Source organism: Streptomyces bambusae (genome assembly GCF_020532645.1).
Classification (GTDB): domain Bacteria; phylum Actinomycetota; class Actinomycetes; order Streptomycetales; family Streptomycetaceae; genus Streptomyces; species Streptomyces bambusae.
The window spans coordinates 90,964-107,888 of sequence record NZ_JAJAUZ010000004.1; the positions used below are offsets into that span (position 1 = coordinate 90,964).

A 16,925-nucleotide genomic window follows, 5' to 3' on the forward strand; every position below is an offset into this window, starting at 1 on the left:
GCCCCGCCTAGAGCTCGTGGCCCAGATCCGCGGCCAGCCGCGTCACCAGGTCGTAGGCGGCGTCCGGGATCACGGTGCCGGGCGGGAACACCGCCGTCGCGCCCATCTCCAGCAGCGTCGGCACGTCCTGCGGCGGGATCACCCCACCCACGACGATCATGATGTCCTCGCGGCCCTCCTCCGCCAGCTGCTCGCGCAGCGCCGGGACGAGGGTCAGGTGGCCGGCCGCCAGCGACGACACGCCCACGACGTGGACGTCCGCCTCGACGGCCTGGCGGGCCACCTCCGCCGGGGTCTGGAACAGCGGGCCGACGTCCACGTCGAAGCCCAGGTCCGCGAAGGCCGTCGAGATCACCTTCTGGCCGCGGTCGTGCCCGTCCTGGCCCATCTTCGCGACCAGGATGCGCGGCCGGCGGCCCTCCGCCTCCTCGAACCGGTTGACCAGCGCGCGGGTGCGCTCCACGGACGGGGACTCTCCTGCCTCGTTGCGGTACACGCCGGAGATGGTACGGATCTGACTCGCGTGCCGCCCGTACACCTTCTCCAGGGCGTCCGAGATCTCGCCGACCGTCGCCATCGCCCGGGCCGCGTCCACGGCCAGCGCCAGCAGGTTGCCCTCCAGGCCCGGGCCCGAACCCCGCTCCGCGGCGTTCGTCAGCTTCTGCAGCGCGTCCTGGCAGCGGGTCTCGTCGCGCTCCTCGCGCAGCCGCTTCAGCTTCGCGATCTGCTGGGCCCGCACCGACGAGTTGTCGACCTTCAGGACGTCGATCTGCTCGTCGCTGTCCACCCGGTACTTGTTGACGCCGATCACCGGCTGGCGGCCCGAGTCGATCCGCGCCTGGGTACGGGCCGCGGCCTCCTCCACGCGCAGCTTCGGAATGCCCGCGTCGATGGCCTGCGCCATGCCGCCGGCCGCCTCGACCTCCTCGATGTGCTGCCACGCCTTGCGCGCCAGGTCGTACGTCAGCTTCTCGACGTACGCGCTGCCGCCCCACGGGTCGATGACCCGGCAGGTGCCCGACTCCTGCTGGATGAGCAGCTGGGTGTTGCGGGCGATCCGCGCGGAGAAGTCCGTCGGCAGGGCCAGCGCCTCGTCGAGCGCGTTCGTGTGCAGTGACTGGGTGTGCCCCTGGGTCGCCGCCATCGCCTCGACACAGGTGCGCGTCACGTTGTTGAAGACGTCCTGCGCTGTCAGCGACCAGCCGGAAGTCTGCGAATGCGTGCGCAGCGAAAGGGACTTGGGGTTCTGCGGGTCGAACTGCCGGACCAGCTTGGCCCACAGCAGACGGGCCGCACGCAGCTTGGCGACCTCCATGAAGAAGTTCATGCCGATCGCCCAGAAGAACGACAGCCGCGGCGCGAACGCGTCCACGTCCAGCCCCGCCCCCCGGCCCGCCCGCAGGTACTCCACGCCGTCCGCGAGGGTGTACGCCAGCTCCAGGTCGGCCGTCGCCCCCGCCTCCTGGATGTGGTACCCGGAGATCGAGATGGAGTTGTAGCGCGGCATCTTCTGCGAGGTGTACGCGAAGATGTCGGAGATGATCCGCATCGAGGGCTTCGGCGGATAGATGTAGGTGTTGCGGACCATGAACTCCTTGAGGATGTCGTTCTGGATGGTCCCCGCCAACTGCTCAGGAGCCACCCCCTGTTCCTCGGCCGCGACGATGTACAGCGCCAGCACGGGCAGCACCGCGCCGTTCATCGTCATCGACACCGTCATCTTGTCCAGCGGGATCCCGTCGAACAGCTGACGCATGTCGTAGATGGAGTCGATGGCCACGCCCGCCATGCCGACGTCACCGGTCACCCGCGGGTGATCGCTGTCGTAGCCGCGGTGCGTCGGCAGGTCGAAGGCGACCGACAGGCCCTTCTGGCCCGCCGCGAGGTTGCGGCGGTAGAAGGCGTTGGACTCCTCGGCGGTGGAGAAACCCGCGTACTGGCGGATCGTCCACGGCTGGTTCACGTACATCGTCGGGTACGGACCGCGCAGGTACGGGGCCGCACCCGGGTACGTCGCCAGGAAGTCCAGGCCCTCCAGGTCGCGCCCGGTGTACAGCGGCTTCACGCCGATGCCCTCGGGGGTCTCCCACAGCAGGTCGTCGGTGGCCGACCCGGTGGCCTCCTTCACCGCGGCGCGCCACAGTTCCTCGGAACCCGCCGCGGCGGGCGAGCCCAGGTCGATACCGGAGAAGTCGGGGATCCGCATCACGCCACTCCCATGCGGTCGAGGACGGAGGTCAGCACGGCCACGGCGTCACAGCCCGCGAACACGTAGGCGTCGACCGCATCGGCGGCCGTGCCCGGCTTCCCGGCGAGGAACACCGTCTCGGCGCCCGCCGAGCGCAGTGCCGCCGCCACGCCCTCGGCCTGCTCGTCGTACAGCTTGTCGCTGGAGACCAGGCACGCGATCGAGGCACCGCTCGCGGCGAACGCGGCCGCCGCGGAACCGGCGTCCACGGACACCGGATCGTGCACCGGCTCGATGCCGCCGGCCTGGAACAGGTTCGAGGCGAACGTGGCCCGCGCGGTGTGCGCGGCCGCCGACCCGAGGGCCGCCAGGAAGATCCGCGGCCGGGACCCGGTCGCTGCGAGGTGCGCGTCGGAACGGGCCCGCAGCGCCTCGTACGCCTCGTCGCGGCGCACCTGCGGCAGGCCGCCGGACGGCGCCGCCGGTGCGGGCTCCCGCTCGACCGGCTTCTCGGCCAGGTTGGGGAACTCGCTGACGCCCGTGATGGGTTCGCGGCGCTTGGCGAGCTTCTTCGACCGCTCCGCCCAGGTGGCGGCGAGCCGCTCGCCCACCAGACCGCTGTCCAGCGCGGCGGCGACCCCGCCGGCCTGCTCGACGGTCTGGAAGAACTCCCAGGCGGCGTGCGCCAGTTCGTCCGTGAGCCGCTCCACGTACCAGGAGCCGCCCGCCGGGTCGATGACCCGGGCCAGGTGCGACTCCTCCAGCAGGATGGTCGACGTGTTGCGGGCGATCCGGCGCGAGAACGGGTCGGACAGGCCGAGCTCGTGGTCGAAGGGCAGCACGGTCACCGAGTCGGCGCCGCCGACACCCGCCGCGAGGGTGGCCACGGTGGTCCGCAGCATGTTCACCCACGGGTCGCGGCGCGTCATCATCACCGCGGACGTCACCACGTGCTGCCGCTGTGCCCCGGCCTCCGGCGCACCGCAGGCCTCCGCCACGCGCGACCACAGCCGGCGGGCCGCCCGCAGCTTGGCGATCGTCAGGAACTGGTCGGCGCTCGCCGCGTACCGGAACTCCAGCTGTCCGCACGCCTCTTCGAGGCTCAGGCCGCCGTCGGTCAGCGCACGGAGGTACGCCACACCGGTCGCCAGGGACAGGCCCAGCTCCTGCGCGGCGCTGCCGCCCGCCTCGTGGTACGGGAGCGCGTCGACGGCCAGGGCGCGGATGCCCGGCCAGTCGCCGGCGCAGTCCCGGGCGAGGGCGACCGCGTCCGTCAGGCCGGCGGTCTCACCGGTCCGGGCCTGATGGCCCAGCGGGTCGGCGCCGAGCACCGCACGGGCCGCCGCGGGTGCCACGCCGCGCGCACCGTAGAGGCGCAGCAGTTCCCGGGCCGCGGCCGCGGTGTCCGGGCCGGCGTCGAGGACCACCGGCGCGAGGTCGAGGTAGACCCCGTCCAGGGCCCGCTCCAGACCTTCCACCGGGATGCCGGCCCGGCCGACGGCCAGCCACAGCGAGGTGACCCCGTTCTCCAGGTCGGCCAGTGCGGCCTCGTTGATCCGGGCCGGGTCGGAGCCGGCCAGCCGCTGGCGTACGTCCCAGCCGGCGGCGGCACCTCCCTCGGCCCGGCCACCCCGTACGAACGGGGCGAAACCGGGATAACCCGCTTCGGGCGCGGAGTTCCGCGCGGTGTACAGGGGCCGGGTGCTGAGCCCGTCCTCGAGCGATGTGGACAAAGCCTCCTCGGCGGCCTCGCCGGAAGCTTCCTTGCCCGACTTTCGCAGGACGCCTTCAACCAGGCGTTGCCACTGCTCATGCGTCGCATCAGGGAACTCGGCGGCCAGCGAAAGCCCGTCGTCAGGCAGGACCGTCATGGCTCCGACTGTAGGGCAGCGCCCTCAAGGCTCAGCAGAGCCGACCGGTGTGACCTTGACCTCTCCGTCCGTGTGCGCGGGAACCCGGGGGGTAGCGGCGCCGACGCGGCCGTCCGCGGGCGGACCGGATCCGTCCGCAGCGCGCCGCCGCGACACGGCCGCCCGGGGGTGCCAGGGTGCATCGGGTGACGGGCGCGTCGCGGCCGGTGCGGGGCGCGGGAAGGGCGGGGCGGCATGGAGCTCACCAGTACGGGGTTCTTCGCCCTGCTCATCGCCCTCACCGTGCTCGCCGTGGCGGCGACGCTGGTGCTCTGGGGCAGCCTCCCCGGCCCCGGCTGGGTCCGCTGGCCGGTGCGTCTGCTGATGATCCTGCTCTGCCAGCTGACGGCCATCGCCACCGTCGCCACCTGGATGAACAACAGCTACGGCCTCTACGCCTCGTGGAGCGACCTGCTCGGCACCGAGGACGCCGGCACCCTCGGTCCGATGACCGGCCCGCCGGTCGGCCGTGCGAAGTTCGCCGACAGCGGCAACGGGGTGCTCACCACGTCCTTCCGCGGCACCCACTCCAAGCTCGCCGGGCAGGTCCTCGTCTGGACGCCGCCCGAGTACCGGGCGGCCGGTGCGGAGAAGACCCGCTTCCCCGTGCTGCTGCTCCTGCACGGCGTACCGGGTGCCCCGCAGGGCTGGCTGGACGCCGGCGGGATGCCCGACGCGTTCGCGGAGTACGCGGCGCAGGGGCGGACCCACCCGTTCGTCCTCGTCATGCCGGTCGTCGACCCCGGCGGCGTCGACACCGACTGCAGCGACACCCCGCAGCGCAAGGTGGCCACCTGGCTGGCCCGGGACGTCCCCGACCTGGTCGCCCGCCATTTCCGCACCCTGCCCGGGCCCCGCGCCTGGGGTCTGATGGGCTTCTCCACGGGCGGGTTCTGCGCGGCCAAGCTGCCGCTCCAGTACCCGCGGGTGTTCGGGGCGGGCGTCGCCCTCGACCCCGATCCGCTGACCGGCGACCCCGACGTGCTGCCCGATGCCCGGCTGCGGGAACGCAACAGCCCGCTGTGGCTGGTCCGGCACGCGCGGCCGGCTCCGGACGTGGCGCTCTTCCTCGCCACCTCCCGGCAGGACCGGCTGAGCCCGCCCCGGTTCATCGAGGAGTTCGCCCGGGCGGCCGCGGGCACCGGCGTCACCGTCAGGACCCTGGTGCTGCCGACCGGCGGCCACAACTTCGACACCTGGCAGCGGATGTACCCCGAGGTCATCCCCTGGCTCGGTGACCGGCTGGACGCCCCGAAGCGCTGACCGGGCGGCGGGGGAGCTTCCGCTTCGGCGCCGCGGGAGGTTCGGACCCCGGCCCACCCGATCGTTCGGTCGGGTGGCAGAATGCTTCACCGTATCCCTACAGATCCGGACACGGGCCGCACACCGGGGTTGCACGCCGACCCGCCCCGGCCCCCGGGAACCCCGGATTCCCCGCGGCCCCCCGGCCCCACCGCCTGGGACGCAACCTTGCTGGTCAGCGGGCAAGTTGGAGGCGCGGGCGGGACGGGCCGGTGAGGGAAACAGGGGCGTAACAGGGGCCGGACAAGGGTTTTCCCTGTATCGGGTTCATGTGGGGTTTGCCTACTGTCTGCCCACCGGCGATCTGATCCGGCCGAACGGCCCTCCCGCCAACCCCACATGGCAGGAAGCCGTCCGAACCGGCCGATTCCGGTACTGCCGTTGCCCCCGCCTCGCAGAAGCGGCCGGGGCAGCGCGACGCGCAGCGGTGTCCGAAGCCGGCTGGAGCGAGCCCGCTCCGGACGCCGCAGCGCGTCGTACACCTCCCACACCGCACCAACCCCGGCCGCCTCCGGCCCGTTCGGATACGGCCTTGAAAGGGAAGAACGTGCACGCATCACGACGTAGGCTGATATCCGTGGTGGCGATATCCGTCACCCTGCTCGGCGGTACCGCCACGGGCGCCCTGGCCCTCTCCGTTCCCGCCGCGGCCCCCGGCGCCGCCCCCGCCGCGGTGACCCCGCTGCCGGTCGCGCCCGTCGAGAACCTGATCGTCGGCTACAAGTCCGGTGCCACCGAGGCCCGTTCCAACACGGCCGCCGCCGACGACGCCAAGGCGAAGGGTGCCAAGGCCGGCGAGAAGGTGGCCTTTGAGCGCCGCCTCGGCACCGGTGCCGCCCTCGTCGACCTGGGCGGCAAGCTCTCCGCCGCCGAGGCCGGCGACGTCGCGAGCGCCTTCCGCGCCGACCCCGACGTTGCCTACGTCGAGCTCGACTCCCGCGCCTACGCGATGGCCACCCCGGACGACACCGAGTACGCCAAGCAGTGGGACCTCTTCGAGCCCACCGCCGGCATGAACGTCCCGGCCGCCTGGGACAAGACCACCGGCTCCGGCGTCACCGTCGCCGTGATCGACACCGGCTACGTCGCCCACTCGGACCTGGCCTCCAACGTCGTCGCCGGCTACGACTTCATCACCAGCTCCACCGCCGCCCGCGACGGCAACGGCCGTGACAGCAACCCGGCCGACCAGGGCGACTGGAGCGCCGCCGGCGAGTGCGGCACCGGTTCGAAGGCCAGCGACTCCTCCTGGCACGGCACGCACGTGGCCGGCACCATCGGCGCCGCCACCAACAACGCCAAGGGCGTGGCCGGCATCGCGTACAACGCGAAGATCCAGCCCATCCGCGTGCTCGGCAAGTGCGGCGGTGCCACCTCGGACATCGTCGACGCGATCACCTGGGCCTCCGGCGGCTCCGTCCCCGGCGTCCCGGCCAACGCCACCCCCGCCAAGGTCATCAACATGAGCCTCGGCGGCTCCGGCGCCTGCGGCACCAGCTACCAGAACGCGATCAACGCGGCCGTCGCCCGCGGCACCACCGTGGTCGTCGCGGCGGGCAACAGCAACGCCAACGCCAGCGGCTTCTCGCCCGCCAGCTGCAACAACGTGATCAACGTCGCCGCCAGCAACCGCACCGGCGACCGCTCGTTCTACTCGAACTACGGCACCGTCATCGACGTCGCCGCGCCCGGTGGTGAGACCCGCCGCGCCACCGACACGCCCGGCACCGTCACCACCCCCGAGAACGGCATCCTCTCCACGCTGAACACCGGCACCACCACGCCGTCGGCGGAGAACTACAAGCCGTACCAGGGCACCAGCATGGCCGCCCCGCACGTCGCCGGCCTCGCCGCGCTGCTCGTCGCCGCCAAGCCCTCGCTGACCCCGGCCCAGGTCGAGTCGACGATCAAGACCACCACCCGCCCGCTGGCCGGCACCTGCACCGGCGGCTGCGGCACCGGTCTCGCCGACGCCACCGCCGCCGTCGCCGCGGTGACCTCCACGCCGACCACCCCGTCGTTCGAGAACACCACCGACGTGGCCATCCCGGACAACGCCGGCGCCGTGTCCTCCTCGATCACCGTCTCGGGCCTCACCGGCAACGCCCCGGCCGCCCTCAAGGTGAACGTCGACATCAAGCACAGCTACCGCGGTGACCTCGTCATCGACCTCGTCGCCCCGAACGGCACCGTCAAGCGCCTCAAGAGCTCGTCGAGCGACAGCGCCGCCAACGTGATCACCACCTACACCGTCGACGGCTCGGCCCTGCCGGCCAACGGCACCTGGCAGCTGCGCGTCCAGGACGTCGCCGCCGCCGACACCGGCTACATCGACTCGTGGAGCCTCGGCTTCTGATGATCGGGGGGCCGGCCGGGTCCACCACGGACCCGGCCGGATTCCGAACCCGGTTCCGGAAGCGGCACGGCCTCCTCCGGAACCGGAATTAGTACAGACCAAAGAGACCCGCAAGACCTGCCGGTACCCCACAAACCGGCAGGTCCTGTGGGGTTTCCGGCTGCCCGGACTGATTTCTGCGTCACAATCCGGAGCCGCCGCCCGGCCAACCTCGTATCCTCAGCGCTCACAGGACAGGCCCAGGACAGCGAGAGGCGGGTGACTGTGCGTGGCGGCGACGGGGAACGCTGACACGAGCGTCGGACGCGGTGAGCTCATCGAGACCGTCGGACGTGCGCTGACCACGCACGGACGCGCGATCCTGACCGGCCCGGCCGGCGTGGGCAAGAGCACTGTGGCCGACGCCCTCGCCGCGGCAGCCACCGCGCGCGGCGAATCCGTACTGCGGCTGGCCCCCGAGGCCGCCGACCGCTGGATACCCGAGGCCTCCGCCGCCGCGCTGCTCGCCTCCGTACCCACCACCGCCCTCGACCGGCTCGCCGGACCCCAGCGGACCGCCGTCGCCTGGCTGCGCCGCGAAACCGACGCCCCGCGCGCCGGCCGCGACCACGTCGCCCTCCGGCTCGCCGTCGTCGCCGTCCTGCGCACCCTCTCCGCCACCGACCCCGTCCTCCTCGTCGTCGACAACGCCCAATGGCTCGACATCGAGACCACCGACCTGCTGCGCTTCGCCCTGCGCCTCACCCCGCCCCGGGTCCGCGTCCTCGTCGCCGAATGCGTCCAGGGCGGCGCCTCCGTCGCCGAATCCCTCTGCGGCCCCGGCACCCCCGGCCGCCGGGTCCCCCCGCTCGGCGCCGACGACCTCGCCGAACTCCTCGTACGCCACGGCCTGCCCGCCCGCCTCGCCGGCCGCATCCACCAGGCCAGCGGCGGCAACCCCCGGCTCGCCCTCGCCCTCGGCCGCTCCCTCGCCGAAGCCCGCGAAGGCGTCCACCACGCCGACCCGCTGCCCATCTCCGGCCAGGCCCGCGAAGTCGCCCGCCGGCTGCTCGCCGAAGCACCCGCCCGCACCCACCCCACCCTGCTGCTCGCCGCCCTCGCCGCCCGCCCCACCACCACCCTGCTCCGCCGGGCCGGCCGCCCCGACGCCGAAGCCGAGCTCACCGACGCCGAACGCGCCGGACTCGTGACCGTCGGCGAGGACGGCGCCGTCGCCTTCACCGCCGGAGCCCTGCCCTCCGCCCTCGCCGCCGACGCCGGCTGGCCCGACCGGGCCGCCGGCCACGCCGCCCTCGCCGCCGCCGTCGACGACCCCGTCGAAGCCGTACGCCACCGCGCCCTCGCCACCGACACCACCGACGAGCCGCTCGCCGAGGAAGTCGCCCAGGCCGCCGCCGCCTGCCGCCGCCGAGGCAACCGGGCCCTCGCCGCCGAACTCGGCATGCTCGCCGCCGAACGCACCCCCGTCGACCGGCCCGACGCCGCCCTCGCCCGCCTCGTCGCAGCCGCCGAGGACGCCGGCTGCGCCGGCCGCGCCGACCTCGCCCGCCGCGCCACCCGCGCCGTCCTCGCCCGCGACTCCTCGCCCACCGACCGGGTCCGCGCCCGCCTCGCCGTCATCGACGCCGCCGGCCAGGCCCTCGCCGACCTCGACGAGACGTTCGCCCACGCCATGGACGACGCCGCCGACGACCCCGCCCTGCTCGCCGCCGTCCAGCTCCGCCTCGCCTGGAAACTCAACCTCAGCGACGGGGACCCCGTGCGCTCCTGCGCCGTCGCCGCCCACGCCGGGGAACTCGCCGCCGCCGGCGGAGACCCCGGCGCCGAGGCCATGGCCCTGACCGTACGGGCCCGCATGGGCCGCATCCTCGGCGATCCGGACGCCGAGGAGATCCTCGCCGAGGCCCTCGCCCTGCCCGACCCCGAAGTGCCGCTCGTCATGCGCAACGCGCCGCAGTTCCTCGCCGTCCGGCACGCCTTCTTCGACGACCGGCTCGCCGACGCCCGCAGCCAGCTGCTCGTGCTGCTGCCCGCCGTCGAACGCTCCGGCTCCGCCGAAGACGTCTTCGAAGTCCTCCGCAGCTTCACCGAGGTCGAGCTGCGGCGCGGCCGGTGCGCCGCCGGCGCCGGGCACGCCCGCCGCGCCCTGGAACTCACCATCGACGCCGGCCTCTCCCCGGGACCCGCCTGGTACGTCGCCGCCATGGCCGAAGCCACAGGCGGCAGCTTCGCCCGCGCCACCGCCTACGCCCGCCGCGGAATCCAGGCCTCCGAGGAGGAACGCGACCTCGTCTTCCTCTCCCGCAGCCTTTACGCCCTCGGCCTCGTCGAACTCGCCATGGGGGAGACCGCCAAGGCCGTCGCCACCCTCCGCCGCGTCGCCGAACTCGAAGCCGCCCAGCAGGTCGTCGACCCCTCCATCCTGCGCTGGCACGGCGAACTCGCCGAGGCACTGGTCGCCGCCGACGAACCCGACGAGGCGGGCCGGCTGATCGACTCCGTGGGCGCCGTCGCCGCCGAGCTGGGCCGCACCGGGGTCCTCGCCGCCCTCGACCGGGCCCGCGGCCTGCTGCTCTCCGCCTCCGGGGAACCCGCCGGGGCCGTCGCCCTCCTCGAATGCACCGCCGACCGGTTCGACGCCCTCGACCTGCCGCTGGAACGCGGCCGTACGCTGCTGGCGCTGGCCCGCGTCGAACGCCGCCGGCGGCGCCGGGCCCCGGCCCGGGCCGCCCTGCTGGCCGCCGCCGACGTGTTCACCCGGGCGGGCGCCAAGCCCTGGGCGGAACTCGCCCGGGAAGCACCCGCCGGCGGCCCCGACCACCCGGGTGCGGCCGCCCTCACCGATGCGGAGACCCGGCTGGCGCTGCTCGTCAGCCAGGGGGCCAGCAACCAGGAGGCCGCCGACAAGCTGTTCGTCAGCGTCAAGACGGTCGAGGCCCGGCTGACCCGGATCTACCAGAAGCTGGACGTACGGTCACGGGCCCAGCTGGCCACGGCACTGCGACGGTGAGCAGCGCTCCCCTGCGGGACCGGTGCTCCGGCGCGGCGGGACCGGTGCTCCGAGGCGGGACCGGTGCTCCGGTGTGTGAGCGGTGCTCTCGTGACGGAGGGGCGCTCGGCTGGGTGAGCGGTGCTCCGACGGCGGCGCGGCGCTCCGGTGTGTGAGCGGTGCTCCGCCGGCGGGTCGTGAGGGGAGGCGGAACCGGGTGGGGCGTGGTCCGATGTGATCATGGGTCACGACCACGGCGCTCCCACCGCAGCAGGCGGCACGCTCACGGGCGGCCACCGCAAACGGCTCGTGTGGACCATCTGCATCAGCACGGCCATCACCCTCATCCAGGTGATCGGCTCCCTGATCTCCGGCAGCCTCGCCCTGCTCGCCGACGCCGCCCACAGCCTCACCGACGCCGTCGGCGTCTCCCTCGCCCTCGGCGCCGTCACCCTCGCCCAACGCGCCCCCACCCCCCGCCGCACCTTCGGCTTCTACCGCGTCGAGATCTTCTCCGCCGTCCTCAACGCCCTCCTGCTCCTCGGCATCTTCGTCTGGGTGCTGTGGTCGGCGATCCGCCGGTTCAGCGAACCCGTCGAGGTCAAGGGCGGGCTGATGTTCGCCATCGCCGTCCTCGGTCTCGCCGCCAACCTCGTCGGACTGTGGCTGCTGCGCGACGCCAAGGACCAGAGCCTCAACCTGCGCGGGGCCTACCTGGAGGTGCTCGGCGACGCCCTCGGCTCCGTCGCCGTCATCGTCGGAGGCCTCGTCATCCTCCTCACCGGCTGGCAGACGGCCGACCCCATCGCCTCGATCGTCATCGGCGTACTGATCGTGCCCCGCGCGTACGGGCTGCTACGCGACGCCACCCACGTACTGCTGGAGGCGACCCCGCAGGACATGGACATCGCCGAGGTGCGGCGGCACCTGCTGGAGGAGCCGGGCGTGGTCGGCGTACACGACCTGCACGCCTGGACCGTCACCTCCGGCATGCCCGTACTCACGGCCCACGTGGTCGTCGCCGACGCCACCCTGCGCAGCGAGGACCACGGCCACCTGCTCACCCGGCTCCAGTCCTGCCTGGGCGACCACTTCGACCTCGCCCACTCGACGCTGCAACTGGAACCCGCGGGGCACCGGGAAGCGGTGCACGTGCTGCACGAGTAGGCGGTGCGCGTAGCGTTGGGTAGGGGTGGCGTCGCCCTGTGCTGCGCTCCAATGTCGCTTGAAGCCAAGTGATTTGATCATGTGTCGGATGTCTACCTAGCATTGGGCGCTCCCCCCACCCCAGCCGCCGCCCAGCCCTCCAGGACACCCCGATGCGCAACCAGCGGATATTCACCGCGACCGCCCTCCTCGCCGCCCTCGCCACCACCGTCACCGGGTGCCGTGACACGCAGGCCGGCTCCGTCGCCGCCGACGGCACCGCCGCCGCGCCGGCCCGTTCGGCGTCCCCGGCAACGGCCGCCGGTGCCGCCGGTGCGACCGGAGGGGGAGCGGCCGCCGCGGGACGGAGCGGGCTGGACGACGTACGGACGCTGGAGGACGCACAGCGGTACGTGCGGCAGTGGCGGGCCCAGTGCGAGGACCTCTCGAACGCGCCCACGGACTCGCGGCTGCCGCTGACCGACCTGACCAACGTCGGCCGGTGGGGCGTCACCGAGCGGGGCGTGTGCAGCGACCGGGTCGAGGACGGTGAGCTGATCTTCTACATGACCTCGGACATGAAGGCCTTCCAGGCCGGATACAAGAAGCGCGTCCGCGAGCGGATCGACGCCGGCGACACCGACTACGGGATGATGAGCCGGGTCTTCGTCGGCAAGCACTTCGCCGTCACCCCCACCTCCACCCGCACGGCGCTGGAACTCGCCAAGTCCGACCTGCGGGTCCTGACGTGCAACCCCTTCTTCGGAGTGCCCCGCAAGTACAAGAAGGAGAAGGCGCTCGTCGAGCACTGCGTCCTCAGTGACTGGGTGGGTGCCGAGAACGACGAGGGCAGCCCCAACTTCGACCGGCCGCAGCAGGGCCCCTCGGGCGAACTCGGGCAGCCGAAGCAGGGCACCGGCGGCCTCGCACAGGCCGGCAGCCTCGCCGAACTGAAGAAGCTCGTCCACCCGAACCTGGTCGACTGCACCAACATGTACACCGACGCCGAGTCGATCGGGGTGCGCTCCATCGACTACAACCCGGCCGTCACGGATGACGACTGGCGCTCCTGGGGGATCAAGGACCGCGCGATCTGCGGACAGCTCGGCGGCGCCCGGCGCGCCCACAACCTCAACTGGCTCAGCACCGTGCGCGACATGAAGGTGCTCCAGACGAAGGCGAGGGACGCCCAGCAGGAAGACCTCAAGGACGGCCGGCTCGAGGCCACCACCGCCAAGCTGATGCTCGGCGGCAACGTCGCCGTGGAGGCCACCGATCCGTCCGTGCGGTTCGGGCTCTACCAGGCCCAGTTCCTCTACCTGAACTGCGAACCCGGCTTCGGCGCCCCGTCCGGCTACCGCGTGGAGAAGTCCCTGGTGGACGGGTGCGTGCTGACCAACTACGAGAAGGACCACCCGGCTGCCGGGTGACGTACGGTGGAGGGCCGCTGAGGGGGGTGCGTGCGCCGTGGTGGCCGAGGTCGGTGAAGTTGCTTGGAGTATTGGGGAGTTGGCCGAGCGTGCCGGGGTGACCGTCAAGGCGGTCAGGTTCTACTCGGATGCCGGACTGCTCCCCGAGGCGGGACGGAGCGGCGGTGGCCACCGCCGCTACGGGGAACCGGCGTTGGACCGGCTGCTGCTCATCCGGTCGCTGCGCACCCTCGACCTGCCGGTGTCCGACGTCGGCCGGGTGCTGGAGCGGGACGACCTCAAGGACGACGTGCTCGAGGACGTCATCGCCGACCGGCTGCGCGACGTGGGATCGCAACTCACGGCGCTGCGCTGGCGCGAGGCCGCCCTGCAGATCGTCCACGCAGCCCCGCCGGGTGAACGGGCCGAGCGGCTGAGGTTGGTGGGGGCGGTTTCCGCGCCGCCCAGCACCGATGTGATGGCCGGGTTCTGGCGAGGGCTGCTGCCGCCGCGGCTGTCGGTGAGACTGCGGTCCGCGATCGTCGAAGCGGCGGTGCCGCAGCCGCCCTCGGACCCGACTCCGCAGCAGGTGCTGGCATTCGCGCGCCTCCATGCACTGGTGGCGGAGGTGCTGCCGTTCCTGGCCTCCTGCCGCCCCGGAGTGCGCGGGGTCGAGGGCGAATTGCACCCGGATGTGCTGTACGGCGGACTCGGGCAGGCGTACGACATCGCGGCGGGGGAGCTGCGCGCCGGGCGGGCACCGGGGGACGGCGCCTCGCTGGATGCGTTCGTCGGGGCGCACGCAGACGCCCGGGGAGTGAAGGACACGCCCGGGTTCCGGCTGGAGTTGGGGCAGCTGCTGGACCGCAGCTCGGATCCGTTCCTCGACCGGTACTGGGACCTGGCGGCGCAGGTGGCAGGGGTGCCGGGTGAGGCGGCGGAACCCAATATGGGGGCCGCGCACGGCTGGTTGCGGGCAGCGCTGGAGCGGGGGACCGAAGTGGGGCCGGAGGGCTTCCGGGCGGGTGGCGAGGCGTAGGACGCGTGGTCCCCGTGACGTACGTGCCGGGGGCCGCCGGGGAAGAGAACGGTTGTTTGCCGGGCGTTAATCCGATCTACTGCTGCCGTGTCTGCCAGGCAGGCATATGCAGGAATGCGTGCCCAGGACCCCGCCCCGTCATGTACGCGGGACCGGACCGAGGCGGCGCATGACCGAGTTTTTGCACGCGAGCCCCGGGAGGCACGATGAGCGCGGATCCGGTGAAACGACGGGGCCGGAGACGGCCCTCCTCACACCGGCGCAAGGGCGCGGGCGGCAAGCGGTCGCTGCTGGCCTTCCTCATCGCGGGCTTCCTGCTCGTCGGCGCGTTCGCCGCCACCGGAATCGCCTGGGACCCGTTCCCGGCCGGCGGGAGCGGGGAGAGGAAGGACCGGGCGGAACCGGAGATCGGACAGCCCTGGTCCACCGGGCCCGGCGACGGGCGCGGCGGCGGACCGGGCGAGGTGACCTCCTACCCGAAGCCGGGCGCGTCGGGCGGCCCGAGCCGGCCCGGCCGTACGGTGCCGCCCACCGAGCCGCCCGGCGGCACACCCGACGGGACGCGGCGGCCCAGCGAGGCGCTGCCGTTCAACCTGCCGCCGGCCGCCGAACTGCGCAAGAGCGGCAAACTGGTCTTCGCGCACTACTTCACCCCCTACCCGCTGTCCCTGGACAACGCCCGCTCCGAGCGCGACTACTACACGCGCAACTACCTCAACCCGGCGGGAGAGAGCGGGAAGCATCAGCGGTACGGCGGACTGCTGCGCGACCGGCCGCTGCCGGTGGCGCCGAAGGCCGGTAACTGGGAACTGGCCAACCTGAAGGAAGAAGTGCGCACCGCGCGCGACGCCGGGCTCGACGGCTTCACCCTCGACATGCTGTCGCTGTCGGGGAAGAACTGGGAACGGTCCGTGATGCTGCTGGAGGCAGCACGGTCCGTGGACTCCCGGTTCAAGATCATGCTGATGCCGGACATGACGTCGCTGAACACCGACCCGGCCGGCCTCGCCCATGCGGTCGCGAAGCTGGCGGCCTCGCCGGCAGCGCACCGGCTGGGCGACGGGCGGCTCGTCGTCTCGCCGTTCAAGGCGGAGGCGAAGTCGGTGGACTGGTGGCGCCAGTTCATGGCGGAACTGAAGCAACGGCACGGAATTCGGACGGCGTTCGTGCCGCTCTTCCTCGATTTCGGCGCCCACAGCGGGGAGTTCGCCCCCATCAGTTACGGGTTCTCCGAGTGGGGGAGCCGGTCGTACGTCGGGCAGGAGAGCGCCAGCCGCGACGTGCGGCGGGCCCATGGGATGGGGAAGAAGTGGATGCAGCCGGTGTCCGTACAGGACGCCCGGCCCAACCAGGGCATCTACGACGAGGCCGGCAACACGGCCACCCTGCGCGCCACCTGGAACCACGCGATCGACGACGGCGCGGACTGGGTCCAGCTGACGACGTGGAACGACTACTCGGAGGGCAGCCACTTCGCACCCTCGCTCCACAACGGGCACACCTACCTGGACCTCACCTCCTACTACCTGACCCGCTTCAAGACCGGCACCTGGCCGAAGATCCTCCGGGACACCCTGTACCTGACGTCCCGCGTCCAGTTCGCCTCGGCCGACCCGACGGGACGGCAGTCCCTCGTGATGTCCGTCAGGGGCGGGTCCGCGGCGGCCCGCGACCGGGTGGAAATCCTCAGCTTCCTGAAGTCACCCGCGACGGTCGGCACCAAGGTCGGCGGAACTGCGGGCAGCCACCGGGCCCCCGGTGGAGTGCACGCGGAACTGATCCCGCTGAGGAGCGGGCTGAGCTCGGCCACGGCGAGCAGGAACGGGCGGAAGGTGGCCGAGGTCCGGTCGCGGTACGCGGTGTCGAGGGTGGTTGCAGTGCAGGACCTGCAGTATTACGGGGTCAGTGGGGGGAGGGGGTAGGAGGGGCGGGGGGTGTTGCGTGGGGGTGTTGCGCTTGCGCGGGGTTCCTTCTCCCCCTATCCCGTCGCTGCGGGACCGGATCTGCCCTCCGCCCCCGGGGTGGGGCGGGGTCTGGGGTTGGCGGTGGCGGGGCCGGGCGGGGTTGTGGGGGCTCCGGGGGTTGCCCGCTGGTCTGATGGTGTGGTCGGCACGGTGGCCGGCGTCAAGGGCGCTTCGCGTCGCTGCGCGATGGCCCTTCGGGCCACCCTTGACTCCGGCCACCGTGCCGCCGGTGTCCAGACCTGCGACCACCCCCCGGAGGGGGAGGGGCGGGCAGGGGGACGGGTGCGGCCGTGGCGTGTCCGGTAGTCCTGCGGGGTGCGGGCGCAGCCTGCGCCTCCGATCGCTACGAAGTCGCCCCGGCCCGGCGGCCGCCGGGCCGGTCAGCGGCTGGGCACAGGCCGCCCACGATCGCTACGCAGCCAATTCCGTATGGCGGCCGCCGGGCCGGCCGTGGTCGGACATAAGCCGCCCGCGATCGCTGCGTGTGCACCCCGCCGGGCGTCTGCCGTCCGCGGGCGTGGACAGCGCTGTGACCTGCGGTTTTCTGGCGGGCGCCTGCCCGTCCCGGGAGCGGCTCGCGCTTGCCGTCAATAAAGTGCGCTGAGCGGCCCATCCGGCCCCG

At 73.0% G+C, this 16,925-nt stretch carries 9 protein-coding genes; 7 read left to right on the top strand and 2 right to left on the bottom strand.

Translation table 11 applies throughout. The features are described 5' to 3' along the window. Positions 1-7: 7 nt before the first annotated feature. Positions 8-2,206, bottom strand: a complete 2,199-nt coding sequence (scpA, locus tag LG634_RS04375) for a methylmalonyl-CoA mutase (protein WP_226732249.1) — start codon at positions 2,204-2,206, stop codon at positions 8-10. Further along, positions 2,206-4,059: a methylmalonyl-CoA mutase small subunit gene (mutA, locus tag LG634_RS04380; protein ID WP_226732250.1), complete on the bottom strand. Its 1,854-nt coding sequence runs from the start codon at positions 4,057-4,059 to the stop codon at positions 2,206-2,208. The genes scpA and mutA overlap by 1 nt, the downstream gene beginning before the upstream one ends. Before the next feature lie 234 nt (positions 4,060-4,293). Here mutA and LG634_RS04385 point away from each other — a divergent pair, with 234 nt between their 5' ends. The 7 genes from LG634_RS04385 to LG634_RS04415 all read left to right on the top strand — a co-directional run bounded on the left by LG634_RS04385 (position 4,294) and on the right by LG634_RS04415 (position 16,261). After that, positions 4,294-5,361, top strand: coding sequence for an alpha/beta hydrolase (locus LG634_RS04385; protein WP_226732251.1), 1,068 nt, complete (start codon positions 4,294-4,296; stop codon positions 5,359-5,361). A 619-nt stretch (positions 5,362-5,980) separates the two neighbouring features. Next, positions 5,981-7,756: a S8 family serine peptidase gene (locus LG634_RS04390; protein ID WP_226732358.1), complete on the top strand. Its 1,776-nt coding sequence runs from the start codon at positions 5,981-5,983 to the stop codon at positions 7,754-7,756. Between the two features lie 268 nt (positions 7,757-8,024). Then, on the top strand, positions 8,025-10,766 hold the full coding sequence (locus LG634_RS04395) for a helix-turn-helix transcriptional regulator (protein WP_226732252.1): 2,742 nt from the start codon (positions 8,025-8,027) through the stop codon (positions 10,764-10,766). A gap of 219 nt (positions 10,767-10,985) precedes the next feature. Continuing rightward, the gene (locus tag LG634_RS04400) at positions 10,986-11,912 is read left to right on the top strand and encodes a cation diffusion facilitator family transporter (RefSeq protein ID WP_264202701.1); all 927 of its coding nucleotides are present in this window, start codon (positions 10,986-10,988) and stop codon (positions 11,910-11,912) included. A gap of 152 nt (positions 11,913-12,064) precedes the next feature. After that, the gene (locus LG634_RS04405) at positions 12,065-13,321 is read left to right on the top strand and encodes a hypothetical protein (RefSeq protein WP_226732254.1); all 1,257 of its coding nucleotides are present in this window, start codon (positions 12,065-12,067) and stop codon (positions 13,319-13,321) included. Positions 13,322-13,400: 79 nt separating this feature from the next. Further along, entirely contained in the window at positions 13,401-14,339 is a 939-nt protein-coding gene (locus LG634_RS04410) for a helix-turn-helix domain-containing protein (protein ID WP_264202702.1), read from the top strand. 206 nt (positions 14,340-14,545) lie between these two features. Continuing rightward, on the top strand, positions 14,546-16,261 hold the full coding sequence (locus tag LG634_RS04415; protein WP_226732255.1) for a glycoside hydrolase family 71 protein: 1,716 nt from the start codon (positions 14,546-14,548) through the stop codon (positions 16,259-16,261). Positions 16,262-16,925 lie beyond the last annotated feature (664 nt).

Coding starts and splice junctions, on each gene's coding strand:
- scpA (WP_226732249.1), bottom strand. CDS start 2,206: ATGCGGATCCCCGACTTCTCCGGTATCGACCTGGGCTCGCCCGCCGCG.
- mutA (WP_226732250.1), bottom strand. CDS start 4,059: ATGACGGTCCTGCCTGACGACGGGCTTTCGCTGGCCGCCGAGTTCCCT.
- LG634_RS04385 (WP_226732251.1), top strand. CDS start 4,294: ATGGAGCTCACCAGTACGGGGTTCTTCGCCCTGCTCATCGCCCTCACC.
- LG634_RS04400 (WP_264202701.1), top strand. CDS start 10,986: ATGGGTCACGACCACGGCGCTCCCACCGCAGCAGGCGGCACGCTCACG.
- LG634_RS04405 (WP_226732254.1), top strand. CDS start 12,065: ATGCGCAACCAGCGGATATTCACCGCGACCGCCCTCCTCGCCGCCCTC.
- LG634_RS04415 (WP_226732255.1), top strand. CDS start 14,546: ATGAGCGCGGATCCGGTGAAACGACGGGGCCGGAGACGGCCCTCCTCA.